The sequence below is a fragment of the Streptomyces sp. NPDC057743 genome, from assembly GCF_042798755.1.
Taxonomy (GTDB): Bacteria; Actinomycetota; Actinomycetes; order Streptomycetales; family Streptomycetaceae; genus Streptomyces.
Map to the genome: position 1 here is coordinate 43,423 of NZ_JBHVJX010000016.1, position 18,758 is coordinate 62,180.

The 18,758-nt window shown below is 74.2% G+C and carries 15 protein-coding genes; 9 read left to right on the forward strand and 6 right to left on the reverse strand.

Going from position 1 to position 18,758, the window contains the following annotated elements:
- The first annotated feature begins 26 nt into the window (after positions 1-26).
- The 4 genes from ACFVFQ_RS19750 (at position 27) to ACFVFQ_RS19765 (ending at position 5,213) form a co-directional block, all read left to right on the forward strand.
- Positions 27-1,247, forward strand: a complete 1,221-nt coding sequence (locus ACFVFQ_RS19750; RefSeq protein ID WP_383417536.1) for a trypsin-like serine peptidase — start codon at positions 27-29, stop codon at positions 1,245-1,247.
- Between the two features lie 573 nt (positions 1,248-1,820).
- Positions 1,821-2,795, forward strand: a complete 975-nt coding sequence (locus ACFVFQ_RS19755) for a slipin family protein (protein WP_383417539.1) — start codon at positions 1,821-1,823, stop codon at positions 2,793-2,795.
- Positions 2,796-2,933: 138 nt separating this feature from the next.
- Positions 2,934-3,788 (forward strand): DUF4231 domain-containing protein, encoded by an 855-nt coding sequence (locus tag ACFVFQ_RS19760; protein ID WP_383417541.1) that lies wholly within the window; start codon positions 2,934-2,936, stop codon positions 3,786-3,788.
- A 393-nt stretch (positions 3,789-4,181) separates the two neighbouring features.
- Positions 4,182-5,213, forward strand: a complete 1,032-nt coding sequence (locus ACFVFQ_RS19765) for a S1 family peptidase (RefSeq protein ID WP_383417968.1) — start codon at positions 4,182-4,184, stop codon at positions 5,211-5,213.
- A 128-nt stretch (positions 5,214-5,341) separates the two neighbouring features.
- Here ACFVFQ_RS19765 and ACFVFQ_RS19770 read toward each other — a convergent pair whose 3' ends face one another.
- Both ACFVFQ_RS19770 and ACFVFQ_RS19775 read right to left on the reverse strand, forming a co-directional pair.
- Entirely contained in the window at positions 5,342-5,788 is a 447-nt protein-coding gene (locus tag ACFVFQ_RS19770; RefSeq protein ID WP_383417544.1) for a subtilase-type protease inhibitor, read from the reverse strand.
- Positions 5,789-6,143: 355 nt separating this feature from the next.
- The gene (locus tag ACFVFQ_RS19775; protein ID WP_383417547.1) at positions 6,144-6,824 is read right to left on the reverse strand and encodes a TetR/AcrR family transcriptional regulator; all 681 of its coding nucleotides are present in this window, start codon (positions 6,822-6,824) and stop codon (positions 6,144-6,146) included.
- A 119-nt stretch (positions 6,825-6,943) separates the two neighbouring features.
- Here ACFVFQ_RS19775 and ACFVFQ_RS19780 point away from each other — a divergent pair, with 119 nt between their 5' ends.
- On the forward strand, positions 6,944-7,714 hold the full coding sequence (locus ACFVFQ_RS19780; protein ID WP_383417550.1) for an SDR family NAD(P)-dependent oxidoreductase: 771 nt from the start codon (positions 6,944-6,946) through the stop codon (positions 7,712-7,714).
- Between the two features lie 135 nt (positions 7,715-7,849).
- On the opposite strand, the gene ACFVFQ_RS19785 is transcribed toward ACFVFQ_RS19780, so the two are convergent.
- Complete coding sequence (locus tag ACFVFQ_RS19785; protein ID WP_383417553.1) at positions 7,850-8,923, reverse strand: DUF3533 domain-containing protein; 1,074 nt, start codon at positions 8,921-8,923, stop codon at positions 7,850-7,852.
- 185 nt (positions 8,924-9,108) lie between these two features.
- On the opposite strand from ACFVFQ_RS19785, the gene ACFVFQ_RS19790 reads away from it, so the two are divergent.
- A complete protein-coding gene (locus tag ACFVFQ_RS19790; protein ID WP_383417556.1) occupies positions 9,109-12,636 on the forward strand; it encodes a DNA polymerase III subunit alpha in 3,528 nt (1,175 codons plus the stop codon).
- The gene (locus ACFVFQ_RS19795) at positions 12,633-13,724 is read left to right on the forward strand and encodes a hypothetical protein (RefSeq protein ID WP_383417559.1); all 1,092 of its coding nucleotides are present in this window, start codon (positions 12,633-12,635) and stop codon (positions 13,722-13,724) included. The genes ACFVFQ_RS19790 and ACFVFQ_RS19795 overlap by 4 nt, the downstream gene beginning before the upstream one ends.
- Here ACFVFQ_RS19795 and ACFVFQ_RS19800 read toward each other — a convergent pair.
- Positions 13,715-14,425: a pyridoxamine 5'-phosphate oxidase family protein gene (locus ACFVFQ_RS19800; RefSeq protein ID WP_383417562.1), complete on the reverse strand. Its 711-nt coding sequence runs from the start codon at positions 14,423-14,425 to the stop codon at positions 13,715-13,717. The genes ACFVFQ_RS19795 and ACFVFQ_RS19800 overlap by 10 nt on opposite strands.
- Positions 14,426-14,768: 343 nt before the next feature.
- On the opposite strand from ACFVFQ_RS19800, the gene ACFVFQ_RS19805 reads away from it, so the two are divergent.
- On the forward strand, positions 14,769-15,677 hold the full coding sequence (locus tag ACFVFQ_RS19805; protein WP_383417564.1) for an esterase/lipase family protein: 909 nt from the start codon (positions 14,769-14,771) through the stop codon (positions 15,675-15,677).
- A gap of 61 nt (positions 15,678-15,738) precedes the next feature.
- Here ACFVFQ_RS19805 and ACFVFQ_RS19810 read toward each other — a convergent pair whose 3' ends face one another.
- Positions 15,739-17,031, reverse strand: a complete 1,293-nt coding sequence (locus ACFVFQ_RS19810) for an APC family permease (RefSeq protein WP_383417567.1) — start codon at positions 17,029-17,031, stop codon at positions 15,739-15,741.
- 81 nt (positions 17,032-17,112) lie between these two features.
- On the opposite strand from ACFVFQ_RS19810, the gene ACFVFQ_RS19815 reads away from it, so the two are divergent.
- Complete coding sequence (locus tag ACFVFQ_RS19815) at positions 17,113-17,580, forward strand: Lrp/AsnC family transcriptional regulator (protein ID WP_274916528.1); 468 nt, start codon at positions 17,113-17,115, stop codon at positions 17,578-17,580.
- Between the two features lie 42 nt (positions 17,581-17,622).
- Here ACFVFQ_RS19815 and ACFVFQ_RS19820 read toward each other — a convergent pair whose 3' ends face one another.
- Complete coding sequence (locus ACFVFQ_RS19820; RefSeq protein ID WP_383417572.1) at positions 17,623-18,594, reverse strand: lytic polysaccharide monooxygenase; 972 nt, start codon at positions 18,592-18,594, stop codon at positions 17,623-17,625.
- Positions 18,595-18,758 lie beyond the last annotated feature (164 nt).

Genomic DNA, 18,758 nt, shown 5'->3' on the forward strand with positions numbered 1-18,758 from the left:
ACGTACGCACCAGGGGGGACCTCACCATGCCGCACACCCGGCCCACACCGCCCGATCCGACCGCACGGCCCGGGGAGACGGCGCCGCGCACCCGCTCCCGCCGCCGCGCCGCCCTCGCCGCCGCCGCGACCGCCGCCCTCCTCGCCGTCACCGCCACCGCCTGCGGACCCGACGCCAACTCGGCGGCGGCGTCCGGCGGTTCGGCCGGCTCCGACCAGAAGAAGGCCGCCGGCCCGCACCTGCCCGACACCGCCCCCACCAGCCTCGGCGACCTCAAGAAGTGGAAGGACGGCGGCTGGAAGGACTGGGGCCGCTGGGCACACCGCGCCCAGGACTTCATCAACCCGATCATCAAGAACCACTGGGAGTCGGACCGGCTCGCCCAGGCCAAGGCCGCGCCCGACATCAACGTCAACGCGACCGCGGCGGGCGGCGGTTACGGCGCCACCGACCCCACGCCGCCCCGGGTCACCGCCCAGGAGGTGGCCCGCCCCTACCACCGCAACATGGCCCCGGTCGGCAAGATCTTCTTCGACAGCCCCAAGGGCCCGATGGTCTGCTCCGGCACCATCGTCGAGGACCCGGCGCACCCGGGGAAGTCCAACCTCGTGTGGACCGCGGGCCACTGCGTGCACTCCGGCCGGCAGGGCGGCTGGATGCGCAACATCATCTTCGTGCCGTCGTACAACGACAACGGCGTCCCCATGAGCCAGATCGGCCGCACCCCCGCCCAACAGGTCACGCCCTACGGCAAGTTCTGGGCCGACTGGATCACCACCTCCGGGGAGTGGATCGACCGCGGCAGCGAGACCGACGCCGGCTCCGGCGCCCCCTACGACTACGCGGTGCTGCACGTCCGCCCGGAGAACGGCGGCGGCAGGTCCCTCCAGGAGACCGTCGGCGCGGCCGCCCAGGTCTGGTTCAACCCCCCGCCCGCCGGTCGCATCGGCCAGCTCCAGGCGTTCGGCTACCCGGCCGCTGCGCCCTACGACGGCGCCCGGATGATGTCCTGCCTCAGCCCCTCCGGACGCCTCGCCGCCGTCCAGGGCGCGCCGCCCATGGACCGGATCGGCTGCTCCATGACCGGCGGTTCGTCGGGCGGCGGCTGGTTCGTCAACCGCGGCGGCAAGCTGACGCTGGTCTCCAACACGTCGGTCGGCAACCCGACGGAAGGCTGGCAGGCCGGGCCTTACCTCGGCCCGGTCGCGCAACGCGTCTTCACGACGATCAGCGAGAAGTTCGCGTAAGCGCTGCGCTTGGTTGGCTTCCCACGTTGGTGGCTTTCCCGCCGTGGGGGTTGCTGTTCTTTCGCCTTCGGCGGAGGGGTGTGTGGGGCGGGGCGCCCGGTGTGTGGGTGGTGCCGGGTGCGGCCCTCCGGGGGCGGGTTTCCGGACTGCTTCGCTTTACGTCCGGAAACCCGCCCCCTCCGGCCCACACCCTCCCGTGAGTTGCGCGCCTCCGCCCGGTGAGGGGTGAAGGGGGCAGTACCTGGTTGCTGCTTGTACCTCTCCTCCCACCGGGGCGGGGGTCCGTCGACATGCGGGAGGGTTTGGTGCCGGAGGGGTGGGTGTTTCGGACGTAAAGCGAAGCAGTCCGAAACACCCACCCCGGAGGCACCGAACCCGGCACCACCACCCAGCAGGGCCCCCGCCCCACACCCCCCTCCGCCGAAGGCGGAACCCCACCACGGCGGGGGAGCCGACGACGTACGGGACCTGCGGCGTCAGCCGCCTACGCGTCAGCCGCCGGAGGCATACCATGGGACCAAAGGTCTATAACTACCCTTAGTGCGACGTATCGGCGCAGTTCAGGGGGCCGTGATGGTCGGAGAACTGGTGGCGGCCGGCGTGGGGCTGGTCTCCGCGGGCGTGGTCTATGTGATGGCCGCGGCGCGGGTGGTCAAGCAGTACGAGCGGGGCGTGGTGCTCCGGCTGGGGCGGCTGACCGCCCCGGTGCGTGGCCCGGGCTTCACCATGATCATCCCGGGCGTGGACCGGATGCGTAAGGTCAACATGCAGATCGTCACGATGCCGGTGCCCGCGCAGGAGGGCATCACCCGGGACAACGTCACGGTCCGGGTCGACGCGGTGGTCTACTTCAAGGTCGTGGACGCCGCCGACGCGGTGGTCCGGGTCGAGGACTACCGGTTCGCGGTCTCGCAGATGGCGCAGACCTCGCTGCGCTCGATCATCGGCAAGAGCGAGCTGGACGACCTGCTGTCCAGCCGCGAGAAGCTCAACCAGGGCCTGGAGCTGATGATGGACAGCCCGGCCATCGGCTGGGGCGTGAGCGTCGACCGGGTCGAGATCAAGGACGTCTCGCTGCCGGAGACCATGAAGCGCTCGATGGCCCGCCAGGCGGAGGCCACCCGGGACCGCCGGGCCCGCGTGATCAACGCCGACGCCGAGCTCCAGGCGTCGAAGAAGCTGGCCGAGGCCGCCGCGGCGATGTCCGGTCAGCCCGCGGCGCTCCAACTGCGGCTGCTCCAGACCGTGGTGGCGGTCGCCGCCGAGAAGAACTCCACCCTCGTCCTGCCGTTCCCCGTGGAGCTGCTGCGGTTCCTGGAGCGCTCCGGGCTCCAGGCCCAGGCACAGACCGCGCAGGCGCAGGCGGAGACCGAACGGGCGCGTGCGCGGCGGCCGTCCACGGCGCAGCGGCCGTCCACGGCGGAGCGGACGGCTCCGGCGGACGCCGCCCCGCCCGCGCCGCCGGTCCCGGACGGCGCCGTCGAGGACGCCCTTCCGGTCCTCGAAGACCTGCCACGGGCCGAGAACCTCCGCAGCGGCTCGCCGTAGCCCGCACCGCCACCGAGGACGACCGCCGCACCCGGGTACGGCGGTCGCCCGTTGTGCGCGCCGCCGTAGCCGCGCGCCCTGTTCCCCGCGCGAGGGCGCTGGGAGGATGCGCCCGTGGGGGATTCAGGGGAATCGACCGTGCAGTGGTTATGGGACCGCCAGAGCGTCTGGTCGCAGGCGGCCGACCGGGCCAAGCGCGCGATCGGGCGGGCCAGGACGGTCGCCCTGGTGCTGGGTGTGGCGGGGGCGTGCGCCGGCACCGCGGCCGCGCAGGTGATGGCCGTCAGCGCGGGGGTGGGCAGGGGCCTGGCGCTGCTGGCGGCCGTCGCGGTGGGGCTGGTGCCGCTGGCCGCCGGGGCGGCCGGCCCCCAACGGGTCCGCGACTGGACGCGGTTGCGTGCGCTCAGCGAGGAGTTCAAGAGCGAGCTCTACGCCTATCTCGCCCGGGTCGGCCCCTATCGGGACGGGGACGCGCCCCAGGTGTTGCTGGACCGCGCCGAGCGGGCCCTCGCGGACACCGGCGATCTGGCCGGCCGCACCCTCGCCCTCGCCCCGCGGCGGCGCCCGCTGCCCGCCGTCACCGACGTCGAGTCCTACGCGCAGGTGCGGGTCGCCGGCCAGATCGAGGACTACTACCGGCCCCGGGCCGTGCTGATGAGTCGGCGCGGCGCCCAAGTCCGTTGGGCGGAGCTGGTGTTGGCGGCCCTGGCGGTGGTGCTGGGCGCGGTGTCCGTCGTCTTCGGGGCGGACTGGGCCACCGCCTGGGTCGCGACGGTCACCACCGTCGGCGCCGCGGTCACCGCGCACGCGGCGGCCGCCCGATACGCCTACCAGGAGCTGGAGTTCTCCCGCACCGCCGCGGAGCTGGAGCGCCTGACGGCCCGCCGCGCCCAGGAGGCCGACCCCGCCGCCAACGATGCCTTCGTCGGCCGGTGCGAACGGGTCATCTCCGCGCAGAACGAGGGCTGGACGGCGAAATGGCGCAGCGAGTAACCCACTTGGGGCGCTGACGCCACCAACGGCGGGACTTTTTCCGGACAGCCGCGATCCTCACACTTCGGGTGGCCGCCGACCGCGCCATCCGCCCTCTGATGTCCGTACTCAGGAGTACGGCGGGCGGATATCGGTGTGAACAAGATGTGGTGAAAACGTGAACTCCCGCACCCGAGACCGGAACCCGGTCTTGTGCACGAGTGGGACGGGTGGGAATACTCGGCTCCGTTGGCATGGACGCGACTCCCCGAGGCGGCCGCCACGGGGTGGCACCGTCCGTGCTCGGTACCTCACACCTCACTCTCGGGCCCGCATGGACTCCCCACGGTCCGGGCCCAACCCCCCACGGGAGGCCCTGAGTTGAAGCACCGACGCATACCCCGCCGCCGCACGATGCTGGCCGGTGCCGGCGCGCTCGCGCTGGCCGCCACCGCGACCGTCACCCTCGCCAACGCCCACGCCGCACCGGCGCCCACGACGGCCACGCTCTCGCCGGCCGCTGCGACCACCCTGGCGTCCCAGCTCAAGTCCGGTAGCGCCGGCGCGTACTACGACGCCCAGGCCAAGAAGCTGGTGGTCAACGTCGTGGACCAGGCGTCCGCGGCGAAGGTCCGGGCCAAGGGCGCGGAGCCGAGAATGGTCAAGCACACCATGGCCCAACTCGACGCGGCCCGGCAGACGCTGAAGGACAAGGCGACCATCCCCGGCACCGCCTGGGCGATGGACCCCAAGGCCAACAAGGTCGTGGTGACCTCGGACCGCACGGTCACCGGCGCCAAGCTGGACCGGCTCACCAAGGTCGCCAAGGGCCTCGGTGACACCGTCGAACTCCGCCACACCAACAGCCAGTTCCGTCCGCTGATCGCCGGCGGCGACGCGATCTGGGGCAGCAGCGCCCGCTGCTCGCTCGGGTTCAACGTCGTCAAGGGCAGCGACCCGTACATCCTGACCGCCGGCCACTGCGGCAACGCCGTCAAGGAGTGGTCCGACAAGCAGGGTGGCCAGACGATCGCGACCACCGAGACGTCCAAGTTCCCGGGCAACGACTACTCGATCGCCAAGTACACCGGCAACACCGAGCACCCCAGCGAGGTCGACCTCTACAGCGGCAGCCCGCAGAAGATCACCAAGGCCGCGGACGCCACCGTCGGCGAGAAGGTGAAGCGGTCCGGCAGCACCACCCAGGTGCACGACGGCACCGTCAAGGCGCTGAACGCCAGCGTCAACTACCAGGAGGGCACGGTCAACGGGCTGATCCAGACCGACGTCTGCGCCGAGCCCGGCGACAGCGGCGGCGCCCTCTTCGACGGCGAGAGCGCGCTCGGCCTCACCTCCGGCGGCAGCGGCGACTGCAGCCAGGGCGGCGAGACCTTCTTCCAGCCGGTTCCGGCCGCCCTCCAGGCGACCGGCACCAAGATCGGCTGACCGACCCGGCCGACCGGCCCCCCGGTCGACGGCACGAACCGGCCCCCGGACGCTCTCCTCGTCCGGGGGCCGGCGCCGTCCACGATCCGCCGTGTCCTGACCCCAGGTCAGGGACGGCCGGTGGCCGGTCAGAACTCGAAGACCGAGCCCTTGCCGTCCGTCATCACACAGGAGTTGGCGAAGGTGTGCGTGTACGAGACCCGACGGCCCTGCCAGACCCCGTCCGCGGTGACCACGACCGGGTCCCACACCATGCTGCACATCCGGGAGCTCTTCGTCGCACCCTCGGTCACCGCGCTGAAGTCACCGCCGACCGCGCGCAGTTGGGTACAGGCGGCCTTCGGGGCCGGGTGGGTGCCGGTCGCCATCGGCATACAGCTCAGCGTCGCCGCGCGCTCCACCGTGGCGTCCGCCCGGGTCTCGCCCCGACCGACCGTCAACACCAGCTCGGACTGGGCGTAGAGGCCACCGGTCCGGGCGGGCTGGGCCGGTGCCGTGGCGGCCTGCGCGGTGGTGGACAGCGCGCCGAGAATCAGCGCCGCCCCGAGCGCAACCGCCCCAGTGATGTACCGCATGACGAACACTCCTTTGCTCGTAGGTCCAGATACCGGACGGGAGTCTGGCCCAACCGCATCTCAAACGCACGCGCCCCGATCACTTTTGGTCGATAGGTGAAAGCTGAGGGTAATGGCGCGAAAGTTTCCGGGAGTTGGGGCGTGGGGCGCCGGGCTGCGGGGCGCTGCCAGCGCCGATGGGGGCCGTCCGGAGGCCCTCGATTTGCCCCCGCAAGGAGGGAATCCGGCCGCCGACCGTCCGTTCGGCCGGGAGTCGATCTCCGCCGATTGTCCGAAGGGCGGGGCCTGAGCGCCGCGGGGTCCGCCCGATGGATCAGGGGTGGTACGCGCCAGGGGCTGCCCGATGGGGCGGGCCCTAGCGCGCGTCCTGCTCCGCGTCGCCGAAGTCCCCCTTGCCGCCCGGCCGTTGGTCGAGTTCGGGCAGGCCCGCGGTGAGCGCCCGCATGCCGCGGGCCACCAACTCCGCGGGGCCGTGCGGCCCGTCCGCCCGCGCGTTGCCCGCGGCCCACTCCTCGACCGCCACCCGCATCGCGGTGTTCGCCGCCGCCGCGGCCAGCCGCACCTGGAGCCGGCCGGCACCGGTGAGCCGCGCCAGGACCGGGCGCAGCGCCTCCTCGGAGTCGTGGTGGACGCGGTGCCAGACCGCGCGCAGCGCCGGATCGTCGGGCATCGCCCGCAGCAGCCCGCGGGTCCAGCGCAGCGCCTCGGTGGCCCGCTCGTCGGTGGGGGTCAGCGCCCGACGGGCGGCGTGCTCCAGTGCCGCGCGGGCCGGCGGGGCGTCCGGCCCGGTGGTGGCGGCCGCCAGATCGTCGATCCACTGCCGGACGCCGACGGCCAGCAGCGGAGCCACCGCGTCCTCCTTGGTGCGGAAGTACCGGTAGAAGGTGCGCAGCGCGACGCCCGAGGCGCGGGCGATCTCGTCCGCGGTGACCCCGGGGCCGCGCTCCGCGAACAGCGCGGCCGCGGTGCGGGCGATCTCCAGCTGGGTCTCGGCCTTCCGGCGCTGGGTGAGCGAGGGGCGGGGTGCGGTGGACATGCGCCCAGCTTACGGAGCGCGTGCCGGATCGGCACTCTGTGCGAATATGGCACAACGTGCCAAGTAGGCGTACGGTGCGGACATCGCCCCCCTGAGGCACTTCACGAAGGAGCAACACCATGAACCGCTTTGACGGACGCCGCGCACTGATCACCGGGGCCGGCTCGGGTATCGGACAGGCCACCGCCCACCGGATCCTCTCCGAGGGCGGCCGGGTCGTCGCGGTGGACGTCGACGAGGCGGGCCTGGCGGCCACCGCCGAGCGGGCCGCCACGGACGGCACCGCCGACCGCCTACAGACCGCGCGGCTGGACATCTCCGACGAGGCCGCGGTGCGCGCCGGCGTGGCCGCCGCGGTGCAGCGCCTCGGCGGGCTGGACGTCCTGGTCAACGCGGCCGGCATCCTGCGCTCCTCGCACACCCACGAGACCACCCTGGACTTCTTCAACAAGGTCATCTCGGTCAACCTCACCGGCACCTTCCTGGTGATCCGCGAGGCGCTGCCCGCCCTGCTGGCCGGTCAGGCCCCGGTGATCGTCAACTTCAGCTCCACCTCGGCCTCGTTCGCGCACCCGTACATGGCGGCGTACGCGGCGAGCAAGGGCGGCATCCAGTCCATGACGCACGCCATCGCCAGCGAGTACAGCAAGCAGGGGCTGCGCGCGGTGTGCGTGGCGCCGGGCTCCATCGCCAGCGGGATGACCACCGGCCGCGGCCCGGGGCTGCCGGAGGACGCCGACATGAGCCTGTTCGTGAAGCTGGCGCCGGCCCTGGGACGGGGCTTCGCCGGCCCGGAGACCGTCGCCGGCGTGATAGCGATGCTCGCCTCGGAGGACGGCGCCTTCGTCACCGGCACGGAGATCCGGATCGACGGCGGTACGCACATGTGACGGCCGGCATGGCCGGAAGGCGACGGCCCGCGGGGGAGCCACCGCGGGGCGGAGCGGGAGAATGGACGGCGCCCCGTGCGTGCCGCGTCGGGAGGGGCGTGGCAGGCACGGGGCGCCGTCGTGCGCCGGGTCGATTCAGGCGGGCAGCCGCTTCTCGCCCTCGGGTGTCGGCCCGCCGCTGCGCTCGTCGGCCGTGCGGTGCAGCGTCGCCAGGAGGACGGTGACCAGGGTGCCGCCCACCGCCCAGGCGGAGAGCACCAGCAGCGGCGCGGTCAGCGACTGGCCCCGGAAGTAGGTGATCGAGCGCGCCGCCCAGGTGCCGGCGCCCGGCGGCAGCGCGGGCCCGATCGCCCGCCAGAACGGCGGCAGCAGCGGATACGGGTAGGCGCCGCCCGCGCTCGGGTTGCCGAACACCACGATCACCAGGATCGCCAGGCCGATGCCGATGATGCCCAACAGCCCTTGGAAGGCAAGGGTGGTGGCGCCCACCGCGAAGACCACCAGCGCGCCCAGTCCCCACAGCCCGAAGAGGCTGCCGGACAGCGCGCCGAGGACCGGGCCGACCACGATCGCCCCGGCCAGCCCGGCGGCGATCGAGTACAGCGCCAACGCGGCGAGCCGGATCACCGCCCGCGGCCCGTTGGCCGGGCGCGCCCCGGCGCTGATCGCCAGGATCGCGGCGCACAGATAGCCGCCGACGCACCACCCCACCACCAGGTAGAAGGACGACAGGCTGCGGCTGTCTTCGGCGCCGGTGGGGACCACGTCCTCGGTGCGGACGGTCCGTTGCTGCTGCTTCTCGGCCGCCGTCACGACCGCCTCGACCGCCTGGGAGAGCGCGGCGCCGCCACCGCTGGCGACCAGCAGCCGGTCGGTGGTGCCGCGCGGGTCGAAGAGCAGCGCGGCGTCGATCTCGCGGTCCGCGAGCTGGCGCCGGGCGATCGCCTCGGAGGCCGCCGGGCGCGGGTCCAGCGGTGCGCCCGGGAGCCGGTCCAGCTTGTTCACCAACTCCCCGCGGGCCTGGGCCGGGGCGACCACCGCCAGCGTCATCCGGTCCGGTTTCGGGTGGTGGAAGGCGCCGGTGTACGACGTGATGAACGCGACCATCAGGCCCAGCACCCCGATCACCAGGAGCGCCGCCCGGGTCGTCACCGCGCTCTTCACCTCCCCGATGAAGGTGAGGCGGGTGCCGTCGTCGCTCGTGGCCATGCGCCGCTCCGTTCTGGGTTCGCAGCTATTCCACGGGCTTTATATCCGTTTTGGTCGATAACTCCCGTTCGGCGGGCTCCCTGGGCGTGTGTTCGTACGAGTGTTCGAGAAAGGCGTTATGGTGGAGGAAGCGAAACAAGGGACGCGAATACAGCCGGGGGGCGTATGAGGTGCAGGAGGTGCGGATGCCCGGGTTCACGCATCTGCACACCGCTTCGGGCTTCTCGCTGCGCTACGGCGCCTCCCACCCGGAGCGGCTGGTCGAGCGCGCCGCCGAGCGCGGCCTGGGTGCCCTCGCGCTGACCGACCGGGACGGGCTCTCCGGTGCCGTCCGGTTCGCCAAGGCCGCCGCCGAGGCCGGCGTCCGCCCGCTGTTCGGCGCCGAACTCGCCGTCGCGGACGGGGAGTCGGCGCCCCGACCCACCGCCCGCCCCCGCACCCCGGTGCGGGGTGGCGCCTTCCTCGACGAGTCCGCCGCCCGCGTCGTCTTCCTGGCCCGGGACGGCGCGGCCGGCTGGGCCGCGCTCTGCCGGCTGGTCTCCGCCGCCCACGCCGACCGCGGCGAGCAGCCCGTCCTGTCGCGCGACGCCCTGGAAACCGCCGCCGACGGGCTGACCGTCCTGCTCGGCCCGGACTCCGACGTCGGCCGGGCGCTGGCCGCCGGCCGCCCGGACCGCGCCGCGCGGCTCCTCGCCCCCTGGCGCGAACGGTACGGCGACGCGCTGCGCCTGGAGGTCGTCGACCACGGGCGCACCGGCAGCGGCCCCGGCTCCCTGCGGCTGGCCGCCCGCACCCTCGGCCTCGCCGTCGACCAGGGCGTCCGCGCCGTGCTGACCAACGCGGTCCGCTACGCCGACCCCGGCCAGGGCCCGGTCGCCGACGTCCTGGACTCCGCCCGCCGCCTGGTGCCGGTGGACCGGCGCCGCCCCGAGACCTGGGACAGCGGCGAGCGCTGGCTCAAGGACGCCGCCGCGATGGGCGCCGCCGCCGAGCGGATCGCCGAGGCGGCCGGCTTCCGGCGCGACCTCGCCCACCGGCTGCTGACCATGACCGAGGAGAGTGCGGGGGAGTGCCGGGTGGACCCGCGGGCCGACCTCGGGCTCGGCCGCATCCACTTCCCCGAACCCCGCCTCGTCGGCGCGGAACACCGCACCGCCGCCCGGGTGTTGCGCTCCCGCTGCGCCGCCGCGATGGTGCTGCGCGGTTACGACCGCGACCGCGCCTACTGGACGCGGCTGGAGGACGAGTTGCGCACCGTCGAGCGGCTCGGCTACCCCTCGTACTTCCTGACGGTCGCCCAAGTCGTGGACGATGTACGGAAGTTGGGCATCCGGGTCGCCGCCCGGGGCTCCGGCGCCGGGTCCCTGGTCAACCACCTGCTGGGCATCGCGCACGCCGACCCGGTCGCACACGGGCTGCTGATGGAGCGCTTCCTGTCCGCGCGGCGGGCCGCGCTGCCGGACATCGACATCGACGTGGAGTCGGCCCGCCGGCTGGAGGTCTACCGCGCGATCTTCGACCGCTTCGGCGCCGAGCGGGTGGCGACCGTCTCGATGCCCGAGACCTACCGCGTCCGGCACGCGGTCCGCGACGTGGGCGCCGCCCTCGGCATGGACCCGGCGCGGGTGGACCGCCTCGCCAAGGCGTTCCCGCACATCCGGGCCCGGGACGCCCGCGCCGCGCTGGCCGAACTGCCCGAGCTGCGCGGGGTGCGGGAGGGCGCCGACGAGCGGCTGTGGCAGCTGGTCGAGGCGCTGGACGCGCTGCCCCGCGGGATCGCCATGCACCCGTGCGGGGTGCTGCTCTCCGACGCCACCCTGCTGGACCGCACCCCGGTGGTGCCCACCGCCGGCGACGGCTTCCCGATGTCCCAGTTCGACAAGGAGGACGTGGAGGACCTGGGGTTGCTCAAGCTGGACGTGCTGGGCGTGCGGATGCAGTCCGCGATGGCGCACGCGGTCGCCGAGCTCGGCCGGGCCACCGGAACCCGGCTCGACCTGGACGATCCGGCGCAGGTGCCGCCCGGCGACCCGGCCACCTACGACCTGATCCGCTCGACCGAGACTCTGGGCTGCTTCCAGATCGAGTCGCCCGGTCAGCGCGACCTGGTCGGCCGGCTCCAACCCGCCACCTTCCACGACCTGGTCGTCGACATCTCCCTCTTCCGGCCGGGGCCGGTCGCCGCCGACATGGTGCGGCCCTTCATCGAGGCCCGGCACGGCCGCCGGCCCGTCCGCTACCCGCACCGCGACCTGGAGGGACCGCTGCGCGAGACCTACGGGGTGGTGGTCTTCCACGAGCAGGTCATCGAGATCCTGCGGATCATGACCGGATGCCACCGGGACGAGGCGGACGAGCAACGGCGCGCCCTGGCGGACCCGGAGCGGCAGGGGCGGGCGCGCGACTGGTTCGCCCGGCGGGCCGCCGCCCGCGGCTACGCCCCCGACGTCATCGCGCACACCTGGGAGATCGTCGAGGCGTTCGGCGCGTACGGCTTCTGCAAGGCGCACGCCGTCGCGTTCGCCGTGCCCACCTACCAGTCCGCCTGGCTCAAGGCGCACCACCCGGCGGCCTTCTACGCCGGGCTGCTCACCCACGACCCCGGGATGTACCCCAAGCGGCTGCTGCTCGCGGACGCCCGGCGGCGCGGGGTGCCGGTGCTGCCGTTGGACGTGAACCGGTCCGCGGTCACCCATCGGATCGAACTGGTGTCCGGTAACGGGGGTGCCCCGGACACCTGGGGGCTGCGGCTGGCCCTCTCCGACGTGTACGGAATCAGCCAGGTCGAGGCCCGGCGGATCGCGGACGGTCAGCCCTACCGCTCGCTCCAGGACCTCTGGCAGCGGGCCCGGCCCGGCCGCCCGGTGGCCGAACGCCTCGCCCGGGTCGGCGCGTTGGACGCCTTCGGCGCCAACCGGCGGGACCTGCTGCTGTACGTCGCCGAACTGCACCACCACGGACGGAGCGCCCCCGACGGGCAGTTGACGCTCCACACCGACCGGGAGGCGCAGGAGGTCGAGCCGGTCGAGCCGGCCGGGCTGCCCGACCTCACCGACGTGGAGCGGCTCAGCGCCGAGCTCGGCGTCCTCGGCATGGACGCCTCCCGCCATCTGATGGCCGACCACCGGGAGTTCCTCGCCGAACTGGGCGCGGTGCCGGCCCGGCTGCTGCAAGGCGCCCGGCACGGCGAGACGGTGCTGGTCGCCGGCGCCAAGGCGGCCACCCAGACGCCACCGGTCCGCTCCGGCCGCCGGGTCATCTTCACCACCCTCGACGACAGCACCGGCCTGGTCGACTGCGCCTTCTTCGACGACAGCCACGAGGCGTGCGCCCGCACCGTCTTCCACTCGTGGCTGCTGCTGGTGCGCGGAGTGGTGCAGCGGCGCGGCCCGCGCAGCCTCAGCGTGGTCGGCAGCGCCGCCTGGAACCTCGCCGAACTGGCCGAACTCCGGCGCACCGGCGGCCTGGAGGCGGCCACCGCCCACCTCGCCGCCACACCGGAACCGGACCGCACGGCACCCCCGCCCGCCCCCGACGGCGCCCCGGCGGACGCGCCCGGGCCCGCACCCTCCGGCGCGGGCGCCGGCCCCGGCCGCACCCTCCGCCTGGAGACCGGCTACGAGCTGCACCCCTGGGCGGACCTCCAGCCGCCCGGCGAACGCGCCGCCACCGGCCGGAAGTTGTGGCACGCCAGCCCCGGGAGCGCCGGATGAACCGCCCCGGTGCAGGCACGCTGTACCTCCGCTTCCGGACCGCCGGCGAGCCCGGCGAGCCGGTCAGCGCACGGCAGTACGAGCAACTGCTCGGCCTGCTGGGGAAGTTCACCCCCGTCATCCAGGCGCTGCCGCCGGACGCCGCGCTCGCCGACGTCCGCGGCGCCCTGCGCTACTTCGACCGGGACGCGGCCGGCGTCGCCGCGCTGATCCGGCTGCGCGCGCTGGCCTGGCACGGCGTGCGGTGCACCATCGGCGTCGGCTCCACCCCGCAACTGGCCCGGCTGGCCGCCCAGGACGCCCCGCCCGGCGGGATCCGCGCCGTACCCGCCGACCCCCGGGCCGTCGCCGCCTTCCTCGACCGCCGCCCGGCCTCCGCGCTGTACGGCGTCGGGCCCGCGGCCGCCCGCGCGCTGTCCGCCTACGGGCTCGACAGCGTCGGCAAGATCGCCGCCGCGCCGCCCGCCACCCTCCAGCGCATCCTGGGCGCCCGGGCCGGCCGGGCGGTCCTGGAGCGCGCCCGCGGCATCGACCCCACCCCCGTCACGCCCAACGCGGCCGCCCGCTCGATCGCCGCCGAACACCGCTTCGCCCACGACGAGTTGGACCCGGACCGGCGTCAACGGGCACTGCTCTCGCTCGCCGACGAACTCGGTGCCCGGCTCCGGACCTCCGGGCAGGCGGCTCGCGCGCTCACCCTCACCGTCCGCTACGCCGACCGCTCCACCACGACCCGCACCCGGCGACTGGACGCGCCGACCGCACACGGCCCCGCGCTGACCGCGGCGGCCTACGCGCTGCACGCCGCGCTCGGCCTCCAGCGGGCCCGGGTGCGCGCGCTGGCCCTGCGCGCCGAGGACCTGTGCCGCGCCGAACGCGCCGCCCGTCAGCTCACCTTCGACGCCGCCGACGACAAGGCCCACCGCATCGAGGCGGCCGTCGACCGCGCCCGGGCCCGCTTCGGCACCACCGCGGTGCGCCCCGCGGCCGCCCTCGGACCGCCCCCAGTACCGGGCCGACCGGACCAGCCGGGCCGACCGGACCAGCCGGGCCGACCGGACCAGCCGGGCCGCCGCGCTCAGCCGTAGAGCCGCTCCGCGTACCGCGGGCCGTAGTGCTCCTCCAGCGCCGCCAGCGGCACGTCCTGAGCCTCAAGCTCCTTGGCCATCTTGGCCCTTGAGGGCACCGCCTCCGGCCGCCAGCTCTCCGGCTTCCACAGCTGTGAGCGGAGCAGCGCCTTGGGGCAGTGGGAGAAGACCTCCTCGATCTCGACCAGCAGCGCCAGCCGCGGGCGGTGCCCCTTCACGACCAGCTCGTCGAAGAACGGGGCGTCGCGCAGCAGTCGGGCCCGGCCGTTGATCCGCAGGGTGTCGCCCCGACCGGGCAGCACATAGAGCAGCCCGACGCGCGGATTGGCCAGGATGTTCCGGAAGCCGTCCACGCGCTTGTTGCCGGGGCGGTCCGGGATGACCAGGGTGGTGTCGTCCAGGACGTGGGTGAAGCCGGCCGGGTCGCCCTTGGGGGAGACATCGCAGTGGCCGGCCGCGTCCGCGGTGGCTATCAGGCAGAACGGCGACTGCGCCAGCCACTGGCGGTCGAGCGCGTGCAGCCGGTCGCGGGTCTTGTGCGCGGCGTGGTGGCCGGGCTCGCCGACCAGCGCCCGCAGTTCGGCCTCCGAGGAGATCTCCTCGATCCCCGTCAGGGCGCCCGGCGCAGCCGCCGGCTCCACCGGTGCCTCGCGCCCCCGATCGCCGGCCGTGCCCGTCGGCGTGCCCACCGTCGCGTCCATGGTGTCTCCCCTCGTTCCTCGCCCGGACGCCCTGGTCGAGCGGGTGCCCGATGCGCTTTCGATCCTACGCGACACCACTGACAGCCGCCCGGCCGGCGGCGTCCGGACCGGGGCCAGGGCCGCCGGACCGACCCTCATCTCGCCGGCACGCAACCGGCGTTGCGCACCCGGCCGTGCGGTGCGGATCGGGTGCGCGTTCCTTCACCGTCACGCCACTGGTACGTCGTGCTTACCCGCTCGTAACTTACTTGGCAGTCACCACGTTTGGTCCTTGCGATCCGGATCGCAGGTGAACGGCTCACGAGCTCCTCGTCAGTCCCCCTCACCCCGCAAGGAGCACCGCATGACACAGCGTTGGTCCAGACTGCGCGCCCTCGTCCCGGTCGTCGCCCTGGCCCTCGGCCTCACCACGGCCCCCTCCGCCGCCGCTGCCGCCCTCCCGTCGCCCGCCACCGCCCCGGCAGGAGACGCTTCGCGCCGCCCCCATCAGATCACCAGCGGCTGGAACAACTTCTCCTGCAAGCCCTCCGCCGCGCACCCCCGGCCCGTCGTCCTGGTCCACGGAACCTTCGGCAACTCCGTCGACAACTGGCTCGGCCTCGCACCCTACTTGGTGGCCCGCGGCTACTGCGTCTTCTCGCTGGATTACGGCCAACTGCCCGGCGTCCCGCTCTTCTACGGGCTCGGCCCGGTGGACGCCTCGGCGCAGCAACTCGCCACCTACGTCGACCGGGTGCGGTCCGCGACCGGCGCGGACAAGGTGGACCTGGTCGGGCACTCCCAGGGCGGCATGATGCCGCGGGTCTACCTGAAGTTCCACGGTGGCGCGGACAAGGTGCACACACTGGTCGGGCTGTCCCCCGACAACCACGGCACCACCCTCGACGGGCTGACCAACCTGCTCGACCTCTTCCCCGGCGCCAAGCAGTACCTCGACACGTTCACCCCGGGACTGACCGACCAGGCCGTCGGGTCCGCGCTCCTGGGCCGCCTCAACGCCGGCGGCGACACCCTCCCCGGCGTCCACTACACCGTCATCGCCACCAAGTACGACGAGGTCGTCACGCCCTACGCCTCGGGCTACCTGAGCGGCCCCGACGTCCACAACGTCCTGCTCCAGGACCTGTGTCCGGTCGACCTCTCCGACCACGTGGCCATCGGGACCGTCGACCGGATCGCCTTCCACGAGACGGCCAACGCGCTCGACCCGGCGCACGCCACCCCGACCACCTGCGCCTCCGCCGCCAGTTGAGCGGTGCCCGGCCCGCGGTCGGCGCGCGGGCCGGGACCGGGGCCGGGGCGCCCGCGGCGGTTCAGCGGGCGGCCCGGCCCGTCCGACGCAGCGTCAGGAACCCGTAGGAAGCGGCCGCCAGCACCACCGGGATCAGCAGCAGCCACCCGGAGAAGGCGAGCACCCCCACGGTCAGCAGCGAGCCGGCCAGCCCGCCGAACCACAGCGGGGTGCGCCGCGGCAGCAGCACCAGCGCGGCGATCAGCCCCGCCAGGGTCACCGCGGCCAGACAGGTGGCGGTGGCCCGCATCAGCAGGTCCAGGTCGACCGCGCCGACCGCGGCCGGCACCGCCAGTGCCGCCGCCACCACGCCCAGCCCCGCCAGGGACCGGCGCGGCACCTCGCCCGGCTCGCCGCCCTTGGCCAGCCAGCGCGGCGCCGCGCCGTCCCGGCCGAGCGCCGCACCGAGCCGGGAGGCGCCGGCCAGATAGGAGTTGACCGCCCCGAAGGTGAGGAACACCGCCGCCGCGGCCGCCACCGGGCGGGCGGCACTGCCCACGCTCTGCGCGAGCAGCGCGGTCAGCGGGGTGTCGGTCTTGGCGGCGGCCGGGCCCAACGCCCCGATGGTGGTGACCGCGAGCCCCAGGTAGAGCACGGTGATCACGACGAGCGTGCGGCGGGTCACCCGCGGCAGATCGCGCGCCGGGTCGGCGAACTCGCCGGAGAGGTGGCTGGCCGCCTCCCACCCGGCGAACGCGAAGAACAGCACCCCCGCCGCCGACCCCACCGACGTCCAACCGCCGGGCAGGAACGGCGTGAAGTGGTCCGCGGACACCCGCGGCGCGGCGGCCAGCACCGCGCACAGCAGCACCGCCGCCAGCAGCCCGCCGAGCAGCAGCTGCACCCGGCCCGACATCCGCAGCCCGACCGCGTTGGAGGCCAGCGACCCGGCCAGCACCACCGCGCCGACCGCGGCCGCCCCGCCCTGGCCCCAACCGGCCACGTCGGCCACGTACTTGCCGCCGATCCAGGCGGCCGAGACCACCCCGAGCGGCACCGCCCCGTAGAACCACCAGCCGACCGCCGCCGCGGCGCGCGGCCCGATCGCCCGGTGCACGAAGGTGGCGACGCCCCCGCCGTCGGGGTACTTCGCGCCCAGCGCCGCGAACGACGCGGCCACCGGGACGCACATGGCCAGCAGGACGACCCAGGCCAGCAGGGAGGCGGGGCCGGCCGCGGCGGCGGCCAGCGACGGCAGGGTCAGCACGCCGGGACCCAGGACGGCACCGGCGCACAGCGCGGTGCCACTGCCGATCCCCAGGCGCCGTACATCCGGCCGTGTAGAAGAGGCAAGCGATGTTTCTTGTACGGTCACGGCCGCAAACGCTAATAGGAACGTTGATCAAACTGTGGTGTCGCCGAACAACATTCGGTGAGTGCCAGCACCATGGGGGGCATGGACGACATTGATTCGGCGATTGTCCGCGAACTGCAACGCGATGCACGGCAGACCAACCGCGAGCTCGCCGGCAAACTGAACATCGCCCCCTCCACCTGCCTGGAGCGGGTCCGCGCGCTGCGCGCCCGCGGGGTGATCACCGGCTACCGCGCGACGGTGGACCTGCGCGCCCTCAACCGCCCGGTGCAGGCGCTGCTGACGGTCCGCATCCGGCCGATGAACCGCGAGGTGATCGAGCGGTTCAAGGCGTTCTTGACCTCGCTGCCCGAGGTGCTCAACGTCTATGTCGTCGCGGGCGGCGACGACTTCCTGGTGCATGTCGCGGTCCCGGACGTGGACCGGCTGCACGCCCTGCTGATGGACCGGATCTTCAAGCGCCGCGAGGTGGTGGACTGCCGCAGCTCGGTGATCTACCAGCACGTCGCGGGCGACGTCATCGAACCGCTGCCGCCCGCGCGCTCCTGACGGAGTGGCGGGCGGCAGCGGTCGGGCGGCTTAGGCCCTGTCCTAGCCCTGGCGGCGGGCGGCCCTGCGGCGGGCCGCGGCGTACAGCAGGCCGGTGCCGAGGGCGAGCACCGCGGCGCCGGCGATGCCCAGCGGCGCGGTGGTGCCGTCGCCACCGGTCTGGGCCAGGTGCTTGCCGTCGACCGGGGCCGCCGCGCCGTCCGGGTGCGCCCCGCCCGCGCCGTTGTCGGCCGCCGGGGCGTCCTGGCCACCGGTACCCGTCATGGCGTGGTCGTGGTGGCTCATGTCCATCGAGGACCGGTCGGCGCCGGCGGCGATCTGACGGTCGGTCGGCGCGGACGCGCTCGGGGCCGGCGCCGGGCCCCCGGCGCCGCCGTTGTCCTTGCCGAAGACCACGTCGGAGCAGGTGTAGAAGGCTTCCGGGCTGTCCGAGCGCTGCCAGATGCTGTAGACGAGGTGGCGGCCGGAGCGGGCCGGCACGGTGCCGTCGAAGACGTAACTGCCGTTGGTCAGCGTCGGGTTGGTGACCTCCGCGAACGGCTTCGCCTCCAGGTCGGACCACTTCAGCGGCTTGGTCGGGTCGTAGCCGTCCTTGGTGAGGTACAGCGCGAAGGTGCCCTTGTGCGGGGCGGTCGCCTTGTAGCGGAAGGTGTGCTTGCCGGCCTTCATCGGGGTGGCCGGCCAGTCGGCGCGCGGCAGGTCCAGCCCCTTGTACTCGTCGTTGCCGGCGCTGCACAGCTTGCCGTCCGGGATCCGCTGCCGGGACTTGCCGCCGGCGTTGCCGTCCCGCACGGCGTTCCAGTCGTAGAGCGCCTGGGCGCCGCCGACCTGCACCGCGGCCTTGCACGCCGCGGACTTGGGGCTCTGAGGGCCCTCCGCGTAGCAGGCCGAGACCCGGCTGACCGGGTCCGACATCGACCCGTGTGCGGCGGCCGGGGTCGCGGTGAGCACGGTGAGCGCCAACGGGGCGAGGCCGAACAGCGCGATCCCGGTGGCCGTGCGGCGAGCGGTCATCGTGGGGGTCTCCTTCATCGGGGCGACGATTCGGCGCGCGGCGCCCCCGGGGTGCGCCGCGCGCGGCGGGGGGCGGAAGGCGGGGTGTGGGGGGTCGGGGGGGCCTGCGGGATCGGTGCCCTCTCCCGGGGGACGGCACCCGCGGACCCCCCCACCCCCCCACG